At 61.0% G+C, this 19,788-nt stretch carries 19 protein-coding genes; 13 read left to right on the forward strand and 6 right to left on the reverse strand.

Annotation, left to right across the window (positions count from 1 at the left end):
* The first annotated feature begins 206 nt into the window (after positions 1-206).
* Positions 207-1,019, forward strand: a complete 813-nt coding sequence (locus J3P81_RS08595) for an alpha/beta fold hydrolase (protein ID WP_434563184.1) — start codon at positions 207-209, stop codon at positions 1,017-1,019.
* A 149-nt stretch (positions 1,020-1,168) separates the two neighbouring features.
* Here J3P81_RS08595 and dsbG read toward each other — a convergent pair whose 3' ends face one another.
* The 4 genes from dsbG to J3P81_RS08615 form a co-directional block, all read right to left on the reverse strand.
* On the reverse strand, positions 1,169-1,936 hold the full coding sequence (dsbG, locus tag J3P81_RS08600; RefSeq protein WP_434563186.1) for a thiol:disulfide interchange protein DsbG: 768 nt from the start codon (positions 1,934-1,936) through the stop codon (positions 1,169-1,171).
* Entirely contained in the window at positions 1,912-2,781 is an 870-nt protein-coding gene (locus J3P81_RS08605) for a TlpA family protein disulfide reductase (protein WP_434563189.1), read from the reverse strand. Before J3P81_RS08605 ends, dsbG begins: the two co-directional genes overlap by 25 nt.
* Positions 2,781-4,508 (reverse strand): protein-disulfide reductase DsbD, encoded by a 1,728-nt coding sequence (dsbD, locus tag J3P81_RS08610; protein WP_434563191.1) that lies wholly within the window; start codon positions 4,506-4,508, stop codon positions 2,781-2,783. Before dsbD ends, J3P81_RS08605 begins: the two co-directional genes overlap by 1 nt.
* 103 nt (positions 4,509-4,611) lie before the next feature.
* Positions 4,612-5,550: a sel1 repeat family protein gene (locus J3P81_RS08615; RefSeq protein ID WP_420764757.1), complete on the reverse strand. Its 939-nt coding sequence runs from the start codon at positions 5,548-5,550 to the stop codon at positions 4,612-4,614.
* 212 nt (positions 5,551-5,762) lie between these two features.
* On the opposite strand from J3P81_RS08615, the gene J3P81_RS08620 reads away from it, so the two are divergent.
* From J3P81_RS08620 to J3P81_RS08635, 4 genes are all read left to right on the forward strand, one after another.
* Positions 5,763-6,443, forward strand: a complete 681-nt coding sequence (locus J3P81_RS08620) for a response regulator (protein WP_420764756.1) — start codon at positions 5,763-5,765, stop codon at positions 6,441-6,443.
* Positions 6,443-7,774, forward strand: coding sequence for an ATP-binding protein (locus J3P81_RS08625; RefSeq protein WP_434563193.1), 1,332 nt, complete (start codon positions 6,443-6,445; stop codon positions 7,772-7,774). The genes J3P81_RS08620 and J3P81_RS08625 overlap by 1 nt, the downstream gene beginning before the upstream one ends.
* Before the next feature lie 122 nt (positions 7,775-7,896).
* On the forward strand, positions 7,897-9,306 hold the full coding sequence (locus J3P81_RS08630) for an aspartate aminotransferase family protein (protein ID WP_434563195.1): 1,410 nt from the start codon (positions 7,897-7,899) through the stop codon (positions 9,304-9,306).
* 83 nt (positions 9,307-9,389) lie between these two features.
* On the forward strand, positions 9,390-9,617 hold the full coding sequence (locus tag J3P81_RS08635) for an MbtH family protein (protein ID WP_420764753.1): 228 nt from the start codon (positions 9,390-9,392) through the stop codon (positions 9,615-9,617).
* 121 nt (positions 9,618-9,738) lie between these two features.
* Here the strand turns inward: J3P81_RS08635 and ppsR are convergent, their stop codons facing one another.
* A complete protein-coding gene (gene ppsR / locus J3P81_RS08640; protein ID WP_420764752.1) occupies positions 9,739-10,557 on the reverse strand; it encodes a posphoenolpyruvate synthetase regulatory kinase/phosphorylase PpsR in 819 nt (272 codons plus the stop codon).
* A 184-nt stretch (positions 10,558-10,741) separates the two neighbouring features.
* Between ppsR and ppsA the strand changes: the two genes are divergently transcribed.
* The 8 genes from ppsA (at position 10,742) to J3P81_RS08680 (ending at position 18,844) form a co-directional block, all read left to right on the forward strand.
* Positions 10,742-13,117, forward strand: coding sequence for a phosphoenolpyruvate synthase (gene ppsA / locus J3P81_RS08645; RefSeq protein WP_420764836.1), 2,376 nt, complete (start codon positions 10,742-10,744; stop codon positions 13,115-13,117).
* Between the two features lie 136 nt (positions 13,118-13,253).
* A complete protein-coding gene (locus tag J3P81_RS08650) occupies positions 13,254-14,243 on the forward strand; it encodes an alpha/beta fold hydrolase (RefSeq protein ID WP_434563197.1) in 990 nt (329 codons plus the stop codon).
* Positions 14,244-14,371: 128 nt separating this feature from the next.
* Positions 14,372-14,863 (forward strand): ribonuclease E activity regulator RraA, encoded by a 492-nt coding sequence (gene rraA, locus J3P81_RS08655; RefSeq protein WP_420764750.1) that lies wholly within the window; start codon positions 14,372-14,374, stop codon positions 14,861-14,863.
* Positions 14,864-14,888: 25 nt separating this feature from the next.
* Entirely contained in the window at positions 14,889-15,884 is a 996-nt protein-coding gene (locus J3P81_RS08660) for a zinc transporter ZntB (protein WP_420764749.1), read from the forward strand.
* A gap of 63 nt (positions 15,885-15,947) precedes the next feature.
* The gene (locus J3P81_RS08665) at positions 15,948-16,193 is read left to right on the forward strand and encodes a CrfX protein (protein ID WP_420764748.1); all 246 of its coding nucleotides are present in this window, start codon (positions 15,948-15,950) and stop codon (positions 16,191-16,193) included.
* A gap of 2 nt (positions 16,194-16,195) precedes the next feature.
* Entirely contained in the window at positions 16,196-17,020 is an 825-nt protein-coding gene (locus J3P81_RS08670) for a mechanosensitive ion channel family protein (RefSeq protein WP_045155488.1), read from the forward strand.
* 91 nt (positions 17,021-17,111) lie between these two features.
* Positions 17,112-17,702 carry an RNA polymerase sigma factor SigX gene (sigX, locus tag J3P81_RS08675; protein WP_420764747.1) on the forward strand — a complete coding sequence of 197 codons (591 nt, stop codon included), beginning with the start codon at positions 17,112-17,114 and terminating at the stop codon, positions 17,700-17,702.
* 107 nt (positions 17,703-17,809) lie between these two features.
* Entirely contained in the window at positions 17,810-18,844 is a 1,035-nt protein-coding gene (locus tag J3P81_RS08680; protein ID WP_186609887.1) for an OmpA family protein, read from the forward strand.
* 186 nt (positions 18,845-19,030) lie between these two features.
* Here the strand turns inward: J3P81_RS08680 and cobA are convergent, their stop codons facing one another.
* The gene (cobA, locus tag J3P81_RS08685) at positions 19,031-19,786 is read right to left on the reverse strand and encodes a uroporphyrinogen-III C-methyltransferase (RefSeq protein WP_420764746.1); all 756 of its coding nucleotides are present in this window, start codon (positions 19,784-19,786) and stop codon (positions 19,031-19,033) included.
* Positions 19,787-19,788: the final 2 nt, after the last annotated feature.

Raw genomic sequence — 19,788 nt, forward strand, 5'->3', positions numbered from 1 at the left:
ATGTGTGAGCGAGCCTGCTCGCGATGGGGGGCGAGACTTTTGTCGCGGTTTTGCGATCGAACCGTCGAGCTATCGTCAGTGGCTGCGTTTATCTACTGTCAGACCTTACAGGTCGTTACGAAGCGGTTTAGGCCAGCGGTTGACGCTCAGTGCGGGTCACGGCAGTCTCCCCTAGGCCATTCCATTGCCAAACAAGGAGGTCACCGATGCCCTTTGCAACGATTGACGGACAACCGCTCCATTACCTGGACCAGGGCCAAGGCCCGGTAGTGGTGCTGGGTAGCAGCTATTTGTGGGACCAGAGCATGTGGGCGCCACAGGTCGATGCCCTGTCGAAACACTATCGGGTCATCGTCCCGGAGCTATGGGGCCACGGGCAATCCGGGCGACTTCCCGAGGGCATGGCCTCACTGGACGACCTGTCCCGCCAGACACTGGCGTTGATGGATCACCTGGATATCGACTGCTTCAACCTGGTCGGCCTGTCGGTGGGCGGAATGTGGGGGGCGCGGTTGGCGCTGGCAGCGCCTAAGCGAGTGAGTTCGCTGGTGTTGATGGACACCTACGTCGGGGTAGAGCCGGAACCGACCCGCCAGTATTATTTTTCACTGTTCGACAAGATCGAGGCCAGTGGCAGCGTGCCCGAGCCGCTGCTGGATATCATCGTGCCGATTTTCTTCCGGCCGGGCATCGATCCGCAGTCGGCGCTCTACCGGCAGTTTCGTGCCACCTTGGCCGCGCTGCCAACGGATCGCCTGAGGGACAGTATCGTGCCGTTGGGGCGGATCATTTTTGGTCGGGACGACATCCTGTCGCGCCTGCCTGAACTGGATGCCAGGCGCACGCTGGTGATGTGTGGCGACCAGGACAAGCCGCGGCCACCGTCCGAGGCCCTGGAAATGGCCGAGCTGATCGGCTGCGAACACATGCTGATTGCGCAGGCGGGGCATATATCCAACCTGGAGAATCCGGAATGTGTGACTGAAGCGTTGTTGGGATTTCTGAAACGGATGCACTGACTTTGTGGCGAGGGGATTTATCCCCGCTGGGCTGCGCAGCAGCCCAAAACCAGAAACCTCGGTGAAGCTGACAAACCAAGTCGACAGGATTGGGGCCGCTTCGCGACCCAGCGGTGATAAATCCCCTCGCCACAGTTCAGTGTTCCGGATCACTTAGGCCCGAGAATCTTCACCAGTTTGTCCGACGACGGCGCGCCTTGCTGCTGTTGCAGTTCGCCCTGGTCATCGAGATAGAAAATGGCTGGAGTGGAGGACAGCTCCAACTCGTCCATCAATTGCTGATTGGCGTCCAGTTTCGCCTGGATGGCCGGTGGTATTTCCTTGAGCGGCTTGAGCGAGCTGCCCTTGCCGGCTTTCTCATGGTCGGCCAGCGCCTTTTCCGGCGCCTTGGCCGCGAGCAGGGCGGCCGATTTGCCGGGGCTGTCTTCGCGGATGATGCCCACCATGATGTGACGCAACTGCACCTTGCCGGCCTTGACCCACGGCCGGGCCTGTTCCCAGAACATGTTGCAATACGGGCAATTGGGGTCACTGAACAGGTACACGGTGCGCGGTGCGTCCTTGCTGCCGTCGGCGATCCAGTTGCTGGCCTCCATTTTCGCCCAGATTTCCTTGGCCATCGGGGCATAGACCAGTTTTTGCAGCGGTTCGGCGCTCAAGTCCTTGCCGTCGGCGTCGTACAGGTTGCCCAGCAGGACGTGTTTGCCGTCCGGCGTCAGGTACAGCGCCATCCCACGGTTCTGATATTGCGCCGCGTAGCCGCGCAGGCCGTCCGGTGCTTGGAAGGTGCCGACGATTTTCGCGCCCTTGGCTTCGATCTTCTTGATGGCCGCTGGCAATTCTTCGGCGTGAAGCAGCGGTGCCTGCAGCAACGCGCCGGCGAAAGCCAGGGTCAGCAGGTGGTGGAGGCGGAGCATGGCAGTTTCCTTGTAGAAGGTGGGATCGCCGAGGTTGGACCCGGCGTTTCGAAATTTTCCAGGGCGCGGGCCAGGCTGGCTTCCGACAGTTCACCCAGATGACTGCCGAGCAGGCGGCCATCGGCGCCGTAGAACAGGGTCGTCGGCAAGGCCATTGACCCGACGGCCTGGGCGAGACGGCCACTGCCGTCGAACAGCACGTTGTGCAGGCTCAGGCCCTGGGTGGCGAGGTAAGTGCTGACGCTATGCATGCTTTCGGCCTGATTGACGAACAGGAACGTCAGGTCCGGGCGTTCCAGTTGAGCGGCTTCCAGCACCGGCATTTCGCGACGGCAGGGCGGGCACCAGGTGGCCCACAGATTGACCACCAGAGGCCCGCCCTGATAGTCGGTAAGTTTCACCGTTTGGCCGTCGGCGTTGCGCAGCTCGATCTCCGGCAACCGCGTGCCTTGGTCATAGATGGTCAATGACATTGTCGCCACCAGCCAGAACAGCAGGCCGCTGCCCACACCAAAGCCCAATGGCCGGCGCAGGGTCGGTCGGCGCCGCGCCCACAGCAGCGCCGCGGCCAACAGCACCAATATCCCCGGCCATGCAAGGAAACCGCCATCGCGCAGATCGACGATCTGCCAGAGGTCGTCCCGATAATGGTTCCAGTACGCCACGACAAAACCCGTTCGCGCGGCGAGCAGACCGAGCAAAAACAGCACGAACAGCACCGACTCGGGGTTCTCGCCCCCGCGCTTGGCCACTCGCCAGCCGACGAACGTCGCCAATGCCAGCGCGCTGATCAACAGGAGGTGATGGATAGCGATGGCAAAGGTGCCCAGGGTAAAGGTCAGCATCAGCCTGCATCCCGGGTCAGGTTCCAACGCTCCAGGAAGCCTTTGGCATCGATCTCGCCCGTGATGCGCTGGCCACGGCGTTCTTCTGCGTCGGGCCCGATCCACAGCAGGCTGGGCGGGCCCGGCACCTGGTAGCGCTGGAGCAGCGCTCGGCTGGCGGCGTTGTCGGCAGTGACGTCCAGGCGCAGCAGGCGCACGTCGCTAAGCGCGGCCATGACTTCGGCGCGGCCAAACACCTGTTTCTCGACGATTTTGCACGACACGCACCAATCCGCGTAGTAGTCCAGCAGGACCCATTGGCCCTGGGCCTTGGCGCTGTCCAATTCCCGTTGCAGGGCGGCGGGCTCGCTGACGGTGATGAAGGCGTCGTGTGCCTGGGCAGTCGCATTGCCCCGGGCACCGCTGTAGACCTCCAGCGGCTTGAACAGATCGTCGCTGCCTCCCGCCGCCCCGACCACCAGCAGGCTTCCCCACAACCCGAACAGCAGCGATACGCTGCCCCACAGATAGGGCGCGCGACCGAACCCCTGGGTCTGGCGCCAGGCGCAGTAAGCGGCAATCAGCAGCAGAGCGCCCCAAAGGCCGATCCACAGCGAGCCGTCGATGACCGGGCGGATCATCAGCAACGCGGTACCCAGGAACAGGAAGCCGAATACGCCCTTGAGCAGGTTCATCCAGGCGCCTGGCTTGGGCAGGAAACGATTGCCGACGGTCACCAGCAACAACAGCGGCAGGCCCATGCCGACACCCATGGTGAACAGGATCAGGCCGCCATGCAGCGCGTTGCCGCTCTGGGCGATGTACAACAGCGCGCCGGCCAGCGGCGCAGTCATGCACGGCCCTACCAACAGACCGGACAGGGCTCCCAGAACGCCGGCACCCACCAGGCTGCCACCGCGGCGCTGGCGGCCGGCGTTTTCCAAGCGATCACGCAGGGCGGCTGGGAGTTGCAGTTCGAAAAAGCCAAACATCGGCAGCGCCAATACAACGAAGATGGCCGCGAAGGTGCCCAGCAACCACGGTTGTTGCAGCAATGCCTGCAGATTGGCTCCCAACAGCGCGGCGAGCACGCCCATGGCGGCGTACACCATCGCCATGCTGATCACGTAGCTGCCGGCCAACGCCAGGCCGCGCCGGGGGCCGGCGCCGCTACCCACCACCAATCCCGCCAGGATTGGCAGCATCGGGAGCGAACAAGGGGTAAACGCCAGCAACAGCCCAAGGCCGAAGAACACCAGCAGGCTCCAGCCCAGCGCGCGCTGCTGCAAGCCGCTGGCCAGCGCCTGGTCTTGCGCCTCGCCAGTGCTTGCCACCGGTGCGGCGCCGCCCAGGTCTACGATTTGGGTCTGGGGCGGATAGCACAGGCCCGCATCGGCGCAGCCCTGGAAACCGACCTTGACCTTGCCGGTAGCCCCGGCGGGAATCTTCAGCTCCAATGCCTGGCGGTAGACTTGCTGGTCGCCGAAGAACTCGTCGCTGTGGGCTTCGCCCTCGGGCAGCTTCGGTTTCTGCGCTTCGGCCAGGCCATCGAACTTGAGCCGCTGCTGATACAGGTAATACCCGTCGGCGATCTGCCAGAACAACTGGGTTTCACCTGAGTCCAGGCGTTCGGAAGTAAAGACGAATGCCTTTTCCACCGGCAGGAAGTCGGGCTTGGTTTCGAAGGGATTGGCGGCCTGGGCCAGGCCCGAGATCAGAAACAGCCACAGCAAAAACAATCGACGCATGGGGTAGAGCCTTAGAACCAGGAGAGTGAGGCGCACAGTGGCGGCTGGCGATTAACCTTAAGTTAACGCCAGCCTACAAACGTGCCGGCACCCGTCGGGCCAATCAGAATTCCTGATAGGTTAACCGGTATTCGGACATCGGGGGATGGCTCAGTTTCCACGCTTGGGCCTGTTGCTTGGCGTCGGTGATTTCTTGCGCGGTCAATTGCGCTTCGAGGTGGGCGAGATTTTTGACAGTATCAGCGTGGCGCTTGAATTGGCGCGTTGTATCACTGACCAGCCAGAGCAGAGCGTAGGCTTTGACAAGGTCTTTTTCGTAGCCGTATTCCTGTTCATCCTCGTCCATGTCGTATTCCGTCGAGATCGCAAAGGCGTAGTCCAGCAAGGCATTGACATCATTGAGCTGAAGCCTCTTTTCCAGCCAGGCACGTCTGGTTGTCTTATCGCGTACTGTTAACAGTCTGGGGTACCACGCCATGGCTTTGGGCAAGCCCGCAATCGCGGCCTCCAGCAGGAGTCTCGTCTGTTCAGCCGTTGGGGTGAGGCCGGAGGGGACAAGTTTTTCATCCCTTCCATACAAGTAAGCCAGGATACATTTGGCCTCGGAGGAACCGGCTCGCTCGGATTTTCTCAACGACTCGATGTCCCCCGTCAATTCGTAAAGCTGTAGCAGGCGCTCAGCCGGGTCTGCGTTGGCTTCAGCCAATGCCTTGGCCTTGGCCAACGACGTTTCGTCCGCCAGTCGCAGCAGGGCGTAGAAATGATCTTGACCAGCAGCCTTTTGGTACCAGTTTCGCGCCTCTTCGGTCATGTTTCCGGCGTCACGCCTCAGCACCTCCGCCAAGGCATATTGCGCTTCTTTGTTGCCATCCGTGGCAGCTATCAATAGATGGAGTTTCGCCCTGTTGAATTCTCCCAGGTTGTATAACTCCAGGCCCTCGTTTGTCGCCATTGTTCGTTGCTTTTTTACATGGTCGACCAGGTTTTGGATCGCGGTGACAAAGTCGGCGTAACTGAGCAGCGCGTTCGTATGCGTATACATGTTGGGATACCTGCTTCAATAAGGAAAATATGTGTCCAGCGGGTACCAAAGTAAAAGCGACGGTCCATTCGGGTGCGGTATATATGTATGGCGATGGGTTCGAATGTTTCCAACGGTTACTGGTATGCCTCGCACCCACGGCTTTGCGGGCTGCCATAATTGCGCCTTAATGTTCACTTGGTTCAATCGCGGCTTTTGCCCATGGAGCGTTCATGCACGTATTGGTATGCGAAGATGATGCGCTGATTGCCAGCGGCATCGTGGCCGGGCTCACGGCTCAAGGCCTGACGGTCGAGCACGTCGCCACAGCATCGGCGGCGCGGGCGATGGTCGGCGTGGCGACGTTCGACGTCATGGTGCTGGACCTCGGCTTGCCCGATGAAGATGGCCTCAAGCTGCTCAAGCAATTGCGCCAGCAGGGCCTGGAAATCCCGGTGCTGATCCTGACCGCGAGGGACTCGGTGACCGACCGTGTCGACGGCTTGCAGGCCGGCGCCGATGACTATCTGCTCAAGCCCTTCGACCTGCGCGAGCTGGCGGCGCGCCTGCATACGTTGTTGCGGCGCGTTGCCGGGCGCAGCGTCAACCTGATCGAGCACGGTCGCCTGACGTATGACCCCAGCAGCCGGGAAACCACCCTGGACGGCCAGCCGGTTGACCTCTCCCGGCGCGAGCAGGCGCTATTGCAGGCGTTGTTGCACAGCCGTGGCCGGGTGCTCTCCACCGAGCAACTCAAGGACAGCGTCTACGGCTTCAATGACGAGCTGGAAAGCAATGCGCTCAACGTCCATATCCACCACCTGCGACGCAAACTGGGCAATGGCGTTGTCGAGACGGTGCGCGGGCTGGGCTATCGCCTGGGGCCGGCCGACGGCGGGGAATCTTCCAAGTGATGAGCCTGCGATTGCGCTTGAGCCTGACCCTGGGCGCGGCATTTGCCCTGATCTGGGCCTTGGCGGCGGCGTGGATGCTCAGCGACCTGCGCAATCAGATGATGTTTTCTCTGGATCAGCGCCTGGTCGCCTCGGCACAGATGGTCGCCGGGCTGCTGGAGCAATTGCCGCCGGTGCCCAGCAAGGGTGAGGGTACGCATTTCAGCGCCGAACAACTGAGCGTCCCGGGGGGCATGGCTTGTCAGGTTACCTCGTTGCGGGGCGAAATCCTGGCACGCAGCCACGACACCCCGGGACAACCGCTGGAAGCCGAGAAGATGGGCTTTCATGACCAGATGATCGATGGCGCGCCGTGGCGCAGCTTCACCCTGGCCCGTGGCGACTTGCGTATCACCACCGCCGACCGCCAGATTGAACGCGAAGCCTTGAACATGTCGGTGCTGCTGGCGGCGTCGGTGCCGGTCGGCGTGGCGTTGATCGGTTGCCTGTGCCTGTTGTGGCTAGGCGTCGGCCAGGGCTTGGCGCCGCTCAATCGCATGCGCGATGCGTTGACGCGGCGTAACGCGGACTCCCTGGAGCCGTTGCAGATCCAGCCGTTGCCCAGCGAGTTGCAACCCTTGCTGGAAACCCAGAACCAGCTGCTGCTGCGCATCGGCAAGGCCATCGAACGTGAGCGCCGCCTGACCGGTGACGCGGCCCATGAATTGCGCAGCCCCTTGACCGCCATCAAGACGCACCTGCAGGTGGCGCGCATGACCGACGGCGCCGCTCGCGACCAGTCCCTGGCGCGGGCGGAGGAGGGCGCCGATCGGTTGCACCGTACCCTGGAACAATTGTTGTTGCTGGCCCGGGTCGAGGGCAGCCTGTCGTTCGACGACGGTGTGCAATGCAATGCCGCGCAAGTCGCGCGGCTGGCTATCCAGGACGCGGCCAATGGCGCTCCCCAGCGAATCAGGCTGCATGTCTCGCCGCAATTGTCCGATGCGCCGGTCCAGATGCCGGCGGTCTTGTCCATAGCCGCGCTGCGCAATCTGTTGGACAACGCCTTGCGCCATACCCCGGACGATACTGACGTCGAGCTGAACCTGGAAATGGTGGGCCAGCGTGTGCGTTTCCAGGTACGCGACCATGGGCCCGGCATTGCCGCCGACGATGTCCAGCACCTGACGCAGCGCTTCTGGCGCAATGGGCAGAGCGAAGGTTGCGGGTTGGGGCTGGCGATCGTCGAAGCCATCGTTCAGCGATGCGGCTGCGGCTTGCAGTTCGATAGCCGCCCGGACGGGCTGCGGGTCGAGCTGACCGTGCCGGTGCAAGCCTCTTTGACTCAGTAGATAGCCCGAGGCAGTAAATCCGTGCCTCGCTGATGCGTTCCCACAACAGGAAACCTGCATGTGCGCTGCGAATGCGCACCTGCCCGGTGCGCCGTTTGGTCACTCATTGCGGGGTCGAGAACATGTCAGTCACAAGTCCTATCGAAGCGTCGACAGTACGAGGCGGCTCCACGCCGGTCGAGACGCTTTACCAATTCGACGAATCACCGTTGCTGGCGCGCCAGAACCGCCAGGAATCCAATGCACGCAGTTATCCCCGACGCATACCCCTGGCGCTCAAGCGCGCCAAGGGGCTGTACGTCGAAGACGTCGAGGGCCGTACTTTCATCGACTGCCTGGCTGGCGCCGGCACGCTGGCGCTCGGGCACAACCACCCGGTGGTGATCGAGGCGATCCGGCAAGTGCTTGCCGATGAACTGCCCCTGCATACCCTGGACCTGACCACGCCGGTGAAGGACCGCTTTGTCCAGGATCTGTTCGGCCTGTTGCCGGCAGCCCTGGTCGCCGAGGCGAAGATCCAGTTCTGCGGCCCCACCGGCACCGACGCCGTAGAAGCGGCGCTCAAGCTGGTACGTACCGCGACGGGGCGTAGCACGGTGCTGTCGTTCCAGGGCGGCTATCACGGAATGAGCCAGGGTGCGTTGAGCCTGATGGGCAGCCTGGGGCCGAAGAAGCCCTTGGGCGCCTTGCTCAGCAACGGCGTGCAGTTCATGCCGTATCCCTACGATTACCGCTGCCCGTTCGGTTTGGGTGGCGCGGAAGGCGTCAAGGCCAACCTGCATTATCTGCAAAACCTGCTGAACGATCCGGAGGCCGGCGTGCAATTGCCAGCGGCCGTCATCGTCGAAGTGGTGCAGGGCGAGGGCGGCGTCGTACCGGCCGACCTCGACTGGCTGCGTGGCTTGCGGCGGATCACCGAGCAGGCCGGGGTGGCGTTGATTGTCGATGAAATCCAGAGTGGCTTCGGCCGGACCGGCAAGATGTTCGCCTTCGAACATGCCGGAATCGTCCCGGACGTGGTCGTGCTGTCCAAGGCCATCGGCGGCAGCCTGCCGCTGGCGGTCGTGGTGTATCGCGACTGGCTCGACACCTGGGCGCCGGGCGCCCATGCCGGCACGTTCCGGGGCAACCAGATGGCCATGGCAGCCGGTTGCGCTGTGATGCGTTATCTGGTGGAACACGACCTGCCGGCCCACGCCACCGCCATGGGCGAGCGCTTGAGCGAGCATTTGCTAATCCTGCAACGGGATTTCCCGCAGATGGGCGATATTCGCGGTCGCGGCCTGATGCTCGGCGTCGAGTTGGTCGACCCTGCGGGCGTGCCGGACACCCAAGGTCACCCACCGGTGCATGCGCGTCTGGCGCCACGCTTGCAGCGCGAGTGCCTCAAGCGTGGGCTGATCCTGGAATTGGGCGGCCGACAGGGCGGCGTGGTGCGGTTCCTGCCGCCATTGATTATCACGGCGACGGAAATCGATCGGGTCGCCGACATTTTCCGGCGCGCCCTGGAAGCCGCCGTGGCCGATGCCTAATTTTCCCTCGGCCCGGTACGTTCCTTTCATACCTTGGCTGCGCCCGTGGCGCGGCGAACCTTGAGCAATGACGGAGAAACACCATGACTTCAGTATTCGATCGCGAGGACATCCTCTTCCAGGTCGTGGTCAACCACGAAGAACAATATTCGATCTGGCCGGACTACAAAGCCATCCCGGAAGGCTGGCGTACGGTCGGCAAAAGCGGCTTCAAGAAGGAATGCCTGGCGTATATCGAAGAGGTCTGGACCGACATGCGCCCGTTGAGTTTGCGCAAGAAGATGGAAGAGCAGGCGGCCTTAGCGCAGTAGACCGCGGACACATGTGGAAGCGAGCCTGCTCGCGATGCAGGCAACTGGGTCTTTCAGTCAGACCAAGGTGATGCTATCGCGAGCAGGCTCGCTCCCGCAGGCCTTTGTGGTGTTGCGGGTTTTATTTGAACCGCCGCTCCACGCCTTTCTCCACCAGGATCTTCGCCGATATCTCTTCCACGGAAAAATGCGTGGAGTTGATATGGGGAATGTTCTCCCGCCGGAACAGGTTTTCCACTTCGCGCACTTCGAACTCACACTGGGCGTAGCTCGAATAGCGGCTGTTGGGCTTGCGTTCGTTGCGGATCGCGGTGAGGCGGTCCGGGTCGATGGTCAGGCCGAACAGTTTGTGCTGGTGGGCGCGCAACGCATTGGGCAGTTGCAGGCGCTCCATGTCGTCTTCGGTCAACGGATAGTTGGCCGCGCGGATGCCGAATTGCATCGCCATGTACAGACACGTCGGCGTCTTACCACACCGCGACACACCCACTAGGATCAGGTCGGCCTTGTCGTAATAATGCGTGCGGGCGCCGTCATCGTTGTCCAGCGCAAAGTTGACCGCCTCGATCCGCTCCATGTAGTTGGAGTTGTGACCAATGGAATGGGACTTGCCGACCGAATAGGAAGAATGTTCGCTCAGTTCCTGTTCCAGGGGCGCCAGGAACGTGGAAAAAATGTCGATCATGAAACCATTGGACGTTGCGAGAATCTCACGGATGTCCTGATTGACGATGGTGTCGAAGATAATCGGGCGAAAACCGTCGTTTTCGGCGGCTTTATTGATTTGCTGTACCATGGCCCGCGCCTTGTCGACGCTGTCTATGTAGGGGCGTGTCAGCTTGGTGAAGGTAATGTTTTCGAACTGCGCCAACAGGCTCTGGCCCAGCGTTTCGGCCGTGATGCCGGTGCCGTCGGAGATAAAGAAAGCAGATCGTTTCATTTGCGCCTTGGGCCTTAAGCTAGTGAGCTAGTCACGATTCTTGGATATGATAGGCGCGATTTGCCGGCCGCCCGTGGCCCGCATTCTCACTTATTTTCCAGGTCCAGGCCATATCGCCGGTGAGCGCTCCCCTGGAGCCGCCGGTACCTTGAGCTTTTCCAACACAGTCAGTGGAGAGATCACCTTGGTAGAGTACGTAGTTTCCCTCGATAAGCTCGGCGTCCATGATGTAGAGCATGTGGGGGGCAAGAACGCATCCCTGGGCGAGATGATCAGTAACCTCGCGGGCGCCGGAGTATCGGTGCCGGGTGGCTTCGCCACGACCGCCCAGGCTTATCGTGACTTCCTGGAACTGAGCGGCCTGAACCAGCAGATCCACGATGCGCTCGACGCCCTGGACGTCGATGACGTCAATGCCCTGGCCAAGACCGGTGCCCAGATCCGCCAATGGATCATGGAAGCCGAGTTTCCCGAGAAGCTGAACAGCGAAATCCGCACGGCTTTTGCCAAGCTCTCCGAAGGCAACCCCGACATCGCTGTCGCCGTACGCTCCTCGGCCACCGCCGAAGACTTGCCGGACGCCTCGTTCGCCGGCCAGCAGGAGACTTTCCTGAATATCCGTGGCGTGGAAAACGTCATCCGAGCCGCCAAGGAAGTCTTCGCCTCCCTGTTCAACGACCGTGCCATTTCCTACCGCGTGCATCAGGGCTTCGACCACAAACTGGTCGCCCTGTCCGCCGGTGTGCAGCGCATGGTCCGCTCCGAAACCGGCACCGCCGGCGTGATGTTCACCCTCGACACCGAGTCGGGCTTTCGTGACGTCGTGTTCATCACCGGCGCCTATGGCCTGGGTGAAACCGTCGTGCAAGGCGCGGTGAACCCCGATGAATTCTATGTCCACAAGGGCACCCTGGAAGCCGGTCGTCCGGCCATCCTGCGCCGCAACCTGGGCAGCAAGGCCATCAAGATGGTCTACGGCGACGAAGCCAAGGCCGGTCGTTCGGTCAAGACCGTCGATGTCGACAAGGCTGATCGCGCGCGCTTCTGCCTGACCGACGCCGAAGTCAGCGAGCTGGCCAAGCAGGCAATGATCATCGAGAAGCACTATAAGTGCCCGATGGACATCGAGTGGGCCAAGGACGGCGACGACGGCAAGCTGTACATCGTGCAGGCCCGCCCGGAAACCGTGAAGAGCCGCACCCAGGCCAACGTCATGGAGCGCTACCTGCTCAAGGAAACCGGCACCGTGCTGGTGGAAGGCCGCGCAATCGGCCAGCGCATCGGCGCCGGCAAGGTGCGGATCATCAAGGACGTCTCGGAGATGGACAAGGTCCAGGCCGGCGACGTGCTGGTCTCCGACATGACCGACCCGGACTGGGAACCGGTGATGAAGCGCGCCAGCGCCATTGTCACCAACCGCGGTGGACGCACTTGCCACGCGGCGATCATCGCCCGTGAGCTGGGCATTCCGGCCGTGGTCGGTTGCGGCAACGCCACCGAACTGCTCAAGGATGGCCAGGGCGTGACCGTTTCCTGCGCCGAAGGCGACACCGGCTACATCTTCGAAGGCGAGTTGGGCTTCGACATCAAGAAGAACTCCGTGGACGCCATGCCGGAGCTGCCGTTCAAGATCATGATGAACGTCGGCAACCCGGATCGTGCCTTCGACTTCGCGCAGCTGCCGAACGCCGGCGTGGGCCTGGCCCGCCTGGAGTTCATCATCAACCGCATGATCGGCGTGCACCCCAAGGCACTGCTGAACTATGACGGCCTGCCACAGGACATCAAGGACAGCGTCGACAAGCGCATTGCCGGCTACGACGACCCGGTCGGTTTTTACGTCGAGAAGCTCGTGGAAGGCATCAGCACCTTGGCGGCGGCGTTCTGGCCGAAGAAAGTCATCGTGCGGCTGTCGGACTTCAAGTCCAACGAATACGCCAACCTGATCGGCGGCAAACTCTACGAGCCCGAAGAAGAGAACCCGATGCTGGGCTTCCGTGGTGCGTCGCGCTACATCAGCGAATCGTTCCGCGATTGCTTCGAACTCGAATGCCGTGCCCTCAAGCGCGTGCGTAACGAGATGGGCCTGACCAACGTCGAGATCATGGTGCCGTTCGTGCGCACCCTCGGCGAGGCGAGCCAAGTGGTCGACCTGTTGGCGGAAAACGGCCTGGCCCGTGGCCAGAATGGCCTGCGCGTCATCATGATGTGCGAACTGCCGTCCAACGCGATCCTGGCCGAAGAATTCCTCGAGTTCTTCGACGGCTTCTCCATCGGCTCCAACGACCTGACCCAACTGACCTTGGGTCTGGACCGCGATTCGGGGATCATCGCCCACCTGTTCGACGAACGTAACCCGGCGGTCAAGAAGCTGCTCGCCAATGCTATCGCCGCCTGCAACAAGGCTGGCAAGTACATCGGCATCTGCGGCCAGGGCCCTTCGGACCACCCGGACCTGGCCAAGTGGCTGATGGAGCAGGGTATCGAAAGCGTTTCGTTGAACCCGGACTCGGTACTGGAAACCTGGTTCTTCCTGGCTGAGGGGCAGGCTGCGGTCTGATCGAGTGAAGGGGCCTGATCGGTAATGTAAGCCGGGGTAATTCCTTGTGGTATCCGGCGGCCAGTCTTCCGGCCCCTTTTGATTTGAAGTAGGGCGGGCTCCATTTGGAAGCCGCCCTTTTTTGTGCAAGAAGATCATGCAAAGCAGCAGCAACCTATTTCCTGTCGCCCTGATCAGCGCCGAGCGGCGTGGCGATCTGAGCGAAGATGTCTATCGTTTGAAACCCGGTAACAGCCCCGACTACAGCGTCGAGCTGGCCGTCACCCGGCTGGGCATGGCCGATGTCGGCGAAACCCGGGGTGTCCCGGTGATCCTGCTGCACGGCAGTTTTTCCAACCGTCGCTTCTGGTATTCGCCCAAGGGGCTGGGGCTGGGGGCGCACCTGGCGCGGTTGGGGTTCGATGTCTGGATTCCCGAAATGCGCGGGCATGGCTTATCCCAACGAAACCAGGGCTACCGCAACAACCGCGTGGCCGACTACGCCCGGTATGACTTGCCGGCCATCGGCGCCTTCGTGCGCGAGCAGAGCGGGCAGGTGCCCCATTGGATCGGTCACTCGCTGGGCGGCATCACCCTGGCAGCGGCCTTGGGCGGCCATTACCTGGGCGCGCCTGCCGTTGCATCGGCGGCATTTTTTGGTACACAGGTCAGCCGTACCTATTGGCCACTGAAAATTCCCCCGGTTGAATGGAGCGGGCGCTTCATCCTCAAGCGTTTCGCCCATTTGTCCGGTTCAAGGCTCAAGCGCGGCCCAGAAGATGAGCCCATCGGCCTGGCCCTGGAGAGCCTGCGCTGGTATGGCCTGTTCGGGCGTTTCGGCGATGCCGAGAAAAACTGGTGGGCGGGCCTGGCCGACGTGCAGGTGCCGGTGCTGGCGGTGAGCGCCGCCGGCGATCAGCAGGATCCTACCTGGGCATGCCGCAAACTGTTCGAGCAGTTCGGTTCCGAGCACAAGCAATTTGTCTGCCTTGGGCGCGAACAAGGCTTCGGCGATGATTTCGGCCACGTCGAAATGCTCGTCAGTAAAGCCGCCCAGGCCGAGGTCTGGCCATTGGTGGCTCGGTGGCTGGAGGATCAGCGCGGACCGTTGCCGGCGGATCAACCCCACCTGGCGGAGGCGGTTTGACGCGAAGGCTCTGAGGAGGGCATTTCGCTCTGGACTGCTTGCGGCTAAGATATGACGCGTTCCGCTGTTCCGGTCACAAACAGCGGTTCACTTCAGCCCGACGTTCCAGCCCATACAGGAGTTGTTCGATGAACCATTACCTCACGCCTGACCTGTGCGATGCCTATCCAGACCTCGTGCAAGTGGTGGAACCGATGTTCAGCAATTTCGGCGGCCGCGATTCCTTTGGTGGCGAGATAGTGACCATCAAGTGTTTCGAAGACAATTCCCTGGTCAAGGAACAGGTCGAGCTCAAGGGGGACGGCAAGGTGCTGGTGGTCGACGGCGGCGGTTCCCTGCGTCGGGCGCTGCTGGGAGACATGCTGGCGGAAAAGGCCGCGAAAAATGGTTGGGAAGGGTTGGTGATCTACGGTTGCATCCGCGACGTCGACGTCATTGCCCAGACCGACCTCGGCGTCCAGGCCCTGGCCAGCCATCCGATGAAGACCGACAAGCGTGGCATCGGCGATCTCAATGTGGCGGTCACCTTTGCTGGCGTGACGTTCCGTCCGGGCGAGTATGTCTATGCGGACAATAACGGCGTGATTGTCTCGCCGAGCCCGTTGAAGATGCCTGAATAAAGCGTTGCAGCCATAAGGGATGAGGATGTTCGAGGAAGAAAACGCGCAATGGGGGCTGGTGCATGCCCTGGTGCTGGATGGTAAAGGTGGCGCGCGTTCGATAGCCCGGACCGAACTTGACGATCTGCAGCTGCAGGCCCATGAAAGCCTGTGGCTGCATTGGGACCGCAGTCATCCGCAAACCCATACGTGGCTGCGCAAATCCAGTGGTTTGAGTGAATTCAACTGCGACCTGCTGCTTGAAGAGAACACCCGTCCACGACTGCTGCCGCTGCCCAACGCCGAACTGCTGCTGTTTTTGCGTGGGATCAACCTCAATCCGGGGGCCGAGCCGGAAGACATGGTGTCGGTGCGCATCTTTGCGGCGGCGCAGCGAGTGATTTCCCTGCGGCTGCGCCCTTTGCGCGCCACCGATGAGCTGCTGGCCGAGCTGTCCGAGGGCAAGGGGCCCCGGACAGCTTCGGAACTCATCCTTTATATGGCGCAGTACCTGACCAATAAGGTGCAGGACCTGGTGACGTGCCTGTCGGAAATCGTCGACACCGAGGAAGAAAAGCTCGATACCGACGAACGGTATACGCCTGAGCACGATGCCATTTTGCACATCCGTCGCCGGGCTGCCGGGCTGAAGCGATTCCTGGCGCCGCAACGGGATATTTTCGGCCAGATGTCGCGAATCAAGTTGCCCTGGTTCGTCGAGGACGACGGTGACTACTGGAATGAATTGAACAACAGCCTGACCCGCTATCTCGAAGAGCTGGAACTGACTCGCGAGCGCGTGGGGCTGGTACTGGAGGCCGAGGACCGGCGCCTTTCAGTGCGCATGAACCGCACCATGTACCGCTTCGGCATCATCACTGGGATCTTCCTGCCGATGAGTTTCCTCACGGGGCTGCTGGGCATCAATGTCGGCGGCATTCCGTTTTCCGAGAGCCCCTATGGTTTCCTCGTCGCTTGCCTGCTGATGGTCTGCGTGGCGCTGGGGCAATGGTGGCTGTTTCGCCGTTTGCGTTGGGTGTGATGGGGTTTCATGTGACCCGACGAAATCTGATCGCGTCTTCCACAGACATCACGAGAGGTGCGTATGCACGATCCGTTTGAACAGTCTCTGCGCGACATGCTCAAGGCCTCGCCGTCCAGCCGGGACGACGATGCATGCCTGGGCCGTGTACTCAAAACCGCCAACCGCCAGGTGGGCGCCGGCGATCTGTTCAGCCTGCTGGGCCGTTGGGTGCCAGCGCTGATGATCGCCCTGAACAACGGGTCGGCCCACGTCTCCCCGGTTTCCCGTCGCAAACCTGTTACTCGCACCGCTGATAAGGCTGACTGAATATGGAACTTGATCTCTGGACCCAGAGCCTCGTCACGGCAATGACTGCGTTGTGGACCAAGATAGCTAACTTTATTCCCAATCTATTCGGCGCCTTGGTGGTGCTGTTGTTGGGTTTTGTCGTGGCCAAGCTGCTGGACACGTTGCTGTCCAAGCTGCTCGCCAAATTGGGCCTCGATCGCCTGATGGGCGGCACCGGCCTGACCAAGCTCTTGTCCCGTGGCGGCATCCAGGTTCCGATCTCGACCTTGGTGGGCAAGATCGTCTATTGGTTCGTGCTGCTTATATTCCTGGTTTCCGCGGCTGAGTCCCTGGGCCTGGAGCGCGTTTCAGCGACCCTGGACATGCTGGCGCTGTATTTGCCGAAGGTGTTCGGCGCTGCCTTGGTGTTGCTGGTGGGCGTGTTGCTGGCGCAATTGGCCAACGGCCTGGTGCGCGGCGCCGCCGAAGGTGTCGGGCTCGATTATGCTTCGGGACTTGGACGGATTGCCCAGGGCCTGGTGATCATCATCAGTATTTCGGTCGCGATCAGCCAGTTGGAGGTCAAGACTGACCTGCTCAACCATGTGATCGTGATTGTCTTGATTACCGTTGGTCTGGCGGTTGCGCTGGCCATGGGGTTGGGAAGCCGGGAAATCGCCGGTCAGATTCTTGCGGGAATCTATGTGCGTGAGCTCTACGAGGTTGGGCAACAAGTGCGTGTTGGAGAGGTCGAAGGCCAGATCGAAGAGATCGGCACGGTGAAGACCACATTGCTGACCGAGGAAGGCGAGCTGGTGTCGCTGTCCAATCGGATTCTGCTGGAACAGCATGTGAGTAGCCGCTAACCCGGCAAATCCTGCTAATGTATGCCGCCGCAAAATGCCTGGTACCGCAGGCTGCGGCGCACATTGACCTAGACTGTCGGCCCGACTTGTTTTGAACAAACCCCAATCGCTATCCACGCGCTACGACCCCCGTGATCTCTCCGATGAGGAGTTGGTCGCGCGCGCGCATTCGGAGCTGTTTCACGTCACACGCGCATACGAAGAGTTGATGCGCCGTTACCAGCGGACATTATTTAACGTTTGTGCAAGATATCTTGGGAACGATCGTGATGCTGATGATGTCTGTCAGGAGGTGATGTTGAAGGTGCTGTACGGCTTGAAGAACTTCGAGGGGAAATCGAAGTTCAAGACGTGGCTATATAGCATCACCTACAACGAATGCATCACACAGTATCGCAAGGAGCGGCGAAAGCGTCGGTTGATGGACGCGTTGAGCCTTGACCCTCTCGAGGAAGCGTCCGAGGAAAAGGCGCCCAAGCCCGAGGAAAAGGGTGGACTCGATCGCTGGCTGGTTTATGTGAACCCGATCGACAGGGAAATTCTGGTGCTACGATTTGTCGCAGAACTGGAATTCCAGGAGATCGCAGACATAATGCACATGGGTCTGAGCGCGACAAAAATGCGTTATAAGCGCGCGCTCGATAAGCTGCGTGAGAAATTTGCGGGCATAGCTGAAACTTAGTTCAGCGCAAATATCTCTTACGTGTAGGCAAGTTCTGATAGACTTGCCGCCGAGTTGTCCCCCGGTTTGCGGGACTGCTTCACAATCACCAGATGGGGATTTAACGGATGAAACTGAAAAACACCTTGGGCTTTGCCATTGGTTCTTTGATTGCTGCCACTTCGTTCGGCGCTCTGGCACAAGGCCAAGGCGCAGTTGAAATCGAAGGCTTCGCCAAGAAAGAAATGTTCGACAGCGCTCGTGATTTCAAGAACAACGGCAACCTGTTCGGCGGTTCGGTTGGTTACTTCCTGACCGACGACGTTGAACTGCGTCTGGCCTACGACGAAGTGCACAACGCACGTACCGACGATGGCACCAACGTCAAGGGCGCGAACACCGCTCTGGACGCTCTGTACCACTTCAACAACCCAGGCGACATGCTGCGTCCTTACGTTTCGGCCGGTTTCTCCGACCAGAGCATCGACCAGAATGGCAGCAACGGTCGTAACCGTTCTACCTTCGCCAACGTTGGTGGCGGCGCCAAGCTGTATTTCACCGACAACTTCTACGCCCGTGCTGGCGTTGAAGCTCAGTACAACATCGACCAGGGCGACACCGAGTGGGCTCCTAGCGTCGGTATCGGTGTGAACTTCGGTGGCGGCTCCAAGCCAGCTGCTGCTCCAGTTCCAGCACCTGCTGAAGTCTGCTCCGACAGCGACAACGATGGCGTGTGCGACAACGTCGACAAGTGCCCTGACACCCCAGCCAACGTAACCGTTGACGCTGATGGCTGCCCAGCTGTTGCTGAAGTCGTACGTGTTGAGCTGGACGTCAAGTTCGACTTCGACAAGTCGGTCGTTAAAGAAAACAGCTATGGCGACATCAAGAACCTGGCTGATTTCATGAAGCAGTACCCATCCACCAGCACCACTGTTGAAGGTCACACTGACTCCGTCGGTCCTGACGCTTACAACCAGAAACTGTCTGAGCGTCGTGCAAACGCCGTTAAGCAAGTTCTGACCAACCAGTACGGTGTTGAATCGTCCCGCGTTCAGTCTGTTGGCTACGGCGAATCCCGCCCAGTTGCCGACAACGCCACTGACGCTGGTCGTGCAGTCAACCGTCGCGTAGAAGCGCAGGTTGAAGCTCAAGCTAAGTAATTAGCCCATAGCACTAGAAAAACCCGGCTTAGGCCGGGTTTTTCTTTGTCTGGGATTTAATGGGACGGCTTGTGCAGAACCTGTGGGAGCGAGCCTGCTCGCGATGGCAGTGTGTCAGTCCATGTATGTGCGACTTAACCACCGCCATCGCGAGCAAGCTCGCTCCCACAGGTTTTGGTTTGTCTGTTAGAGGGCGCAAACCTGGGCCCAGGCAGGCGGGGAGGTGGCAAGCTCAGCGGCAGCCGCCACCGCACCAATCACCAGGATCGCCGGACTCTTGAGTTGAAACGCGCTGGCGTCGGTTTCCATCGATGCCAGGTCGCTGCGGCAGTCGCGCTGGTGGGGCAGGGAGGCGTTTTCAATCATGGCGACCGGTGTATTCGCCGCCATACCGCCCGCCAGCAATTGCTCACGGATCTCGCTCAGTTTCGCCACCCCCATATACACCACAAGGGTCGTCCCGCCCTGGGCCAGGGCTTGCCAGTTCAGGCTGCTGCCGTCCTGGGTATGGGCGGTGACCAGCGTCACGCCACGAGCAACGCCGCGTAAGGTCAGTGGAATATCGCATTGGGTGGCTCCGGCAAGACCCGCCGTGATGCCATTGACCAGTTCCACCTCGACCCCGTGTTCGCGCAGCCACTGCGCTTCTTCGCCGCCCCGGCCGAAAACGCACGGGTCGCCGCCCTTGAGGCGTACCACGCATTTGCCTTGGCGGGCATAACGCAGCATCAGTCGATGAATGAACGCTTGTGGCGTGGAGCGGCAACCGCCGCGCTTGCCCACGGCGATGATGCGCGCGCCCGGACAATGTTCCAGCACTGCCTCGTTGACCAGGTCATCGATCAACACGACGTCGGCTTCGCCCATGGCGCGCACGGCTTTGAGGGTCAGCAATTCAGGGTCGCCAGGACCCGCACCTACCAGCCAGACTTTTGCGTTCATAG

Origin of the sequence: Pseudomonas sp. R1-6 (assembly GCF_051132115.1) — a bacterium.
Taxonomy (GTDB): Bacteria; Pseudomonadota; Gammaproteobacteria; order Pseudomonadales; family Pseudomonadaceae; genus Aquipseudomonas.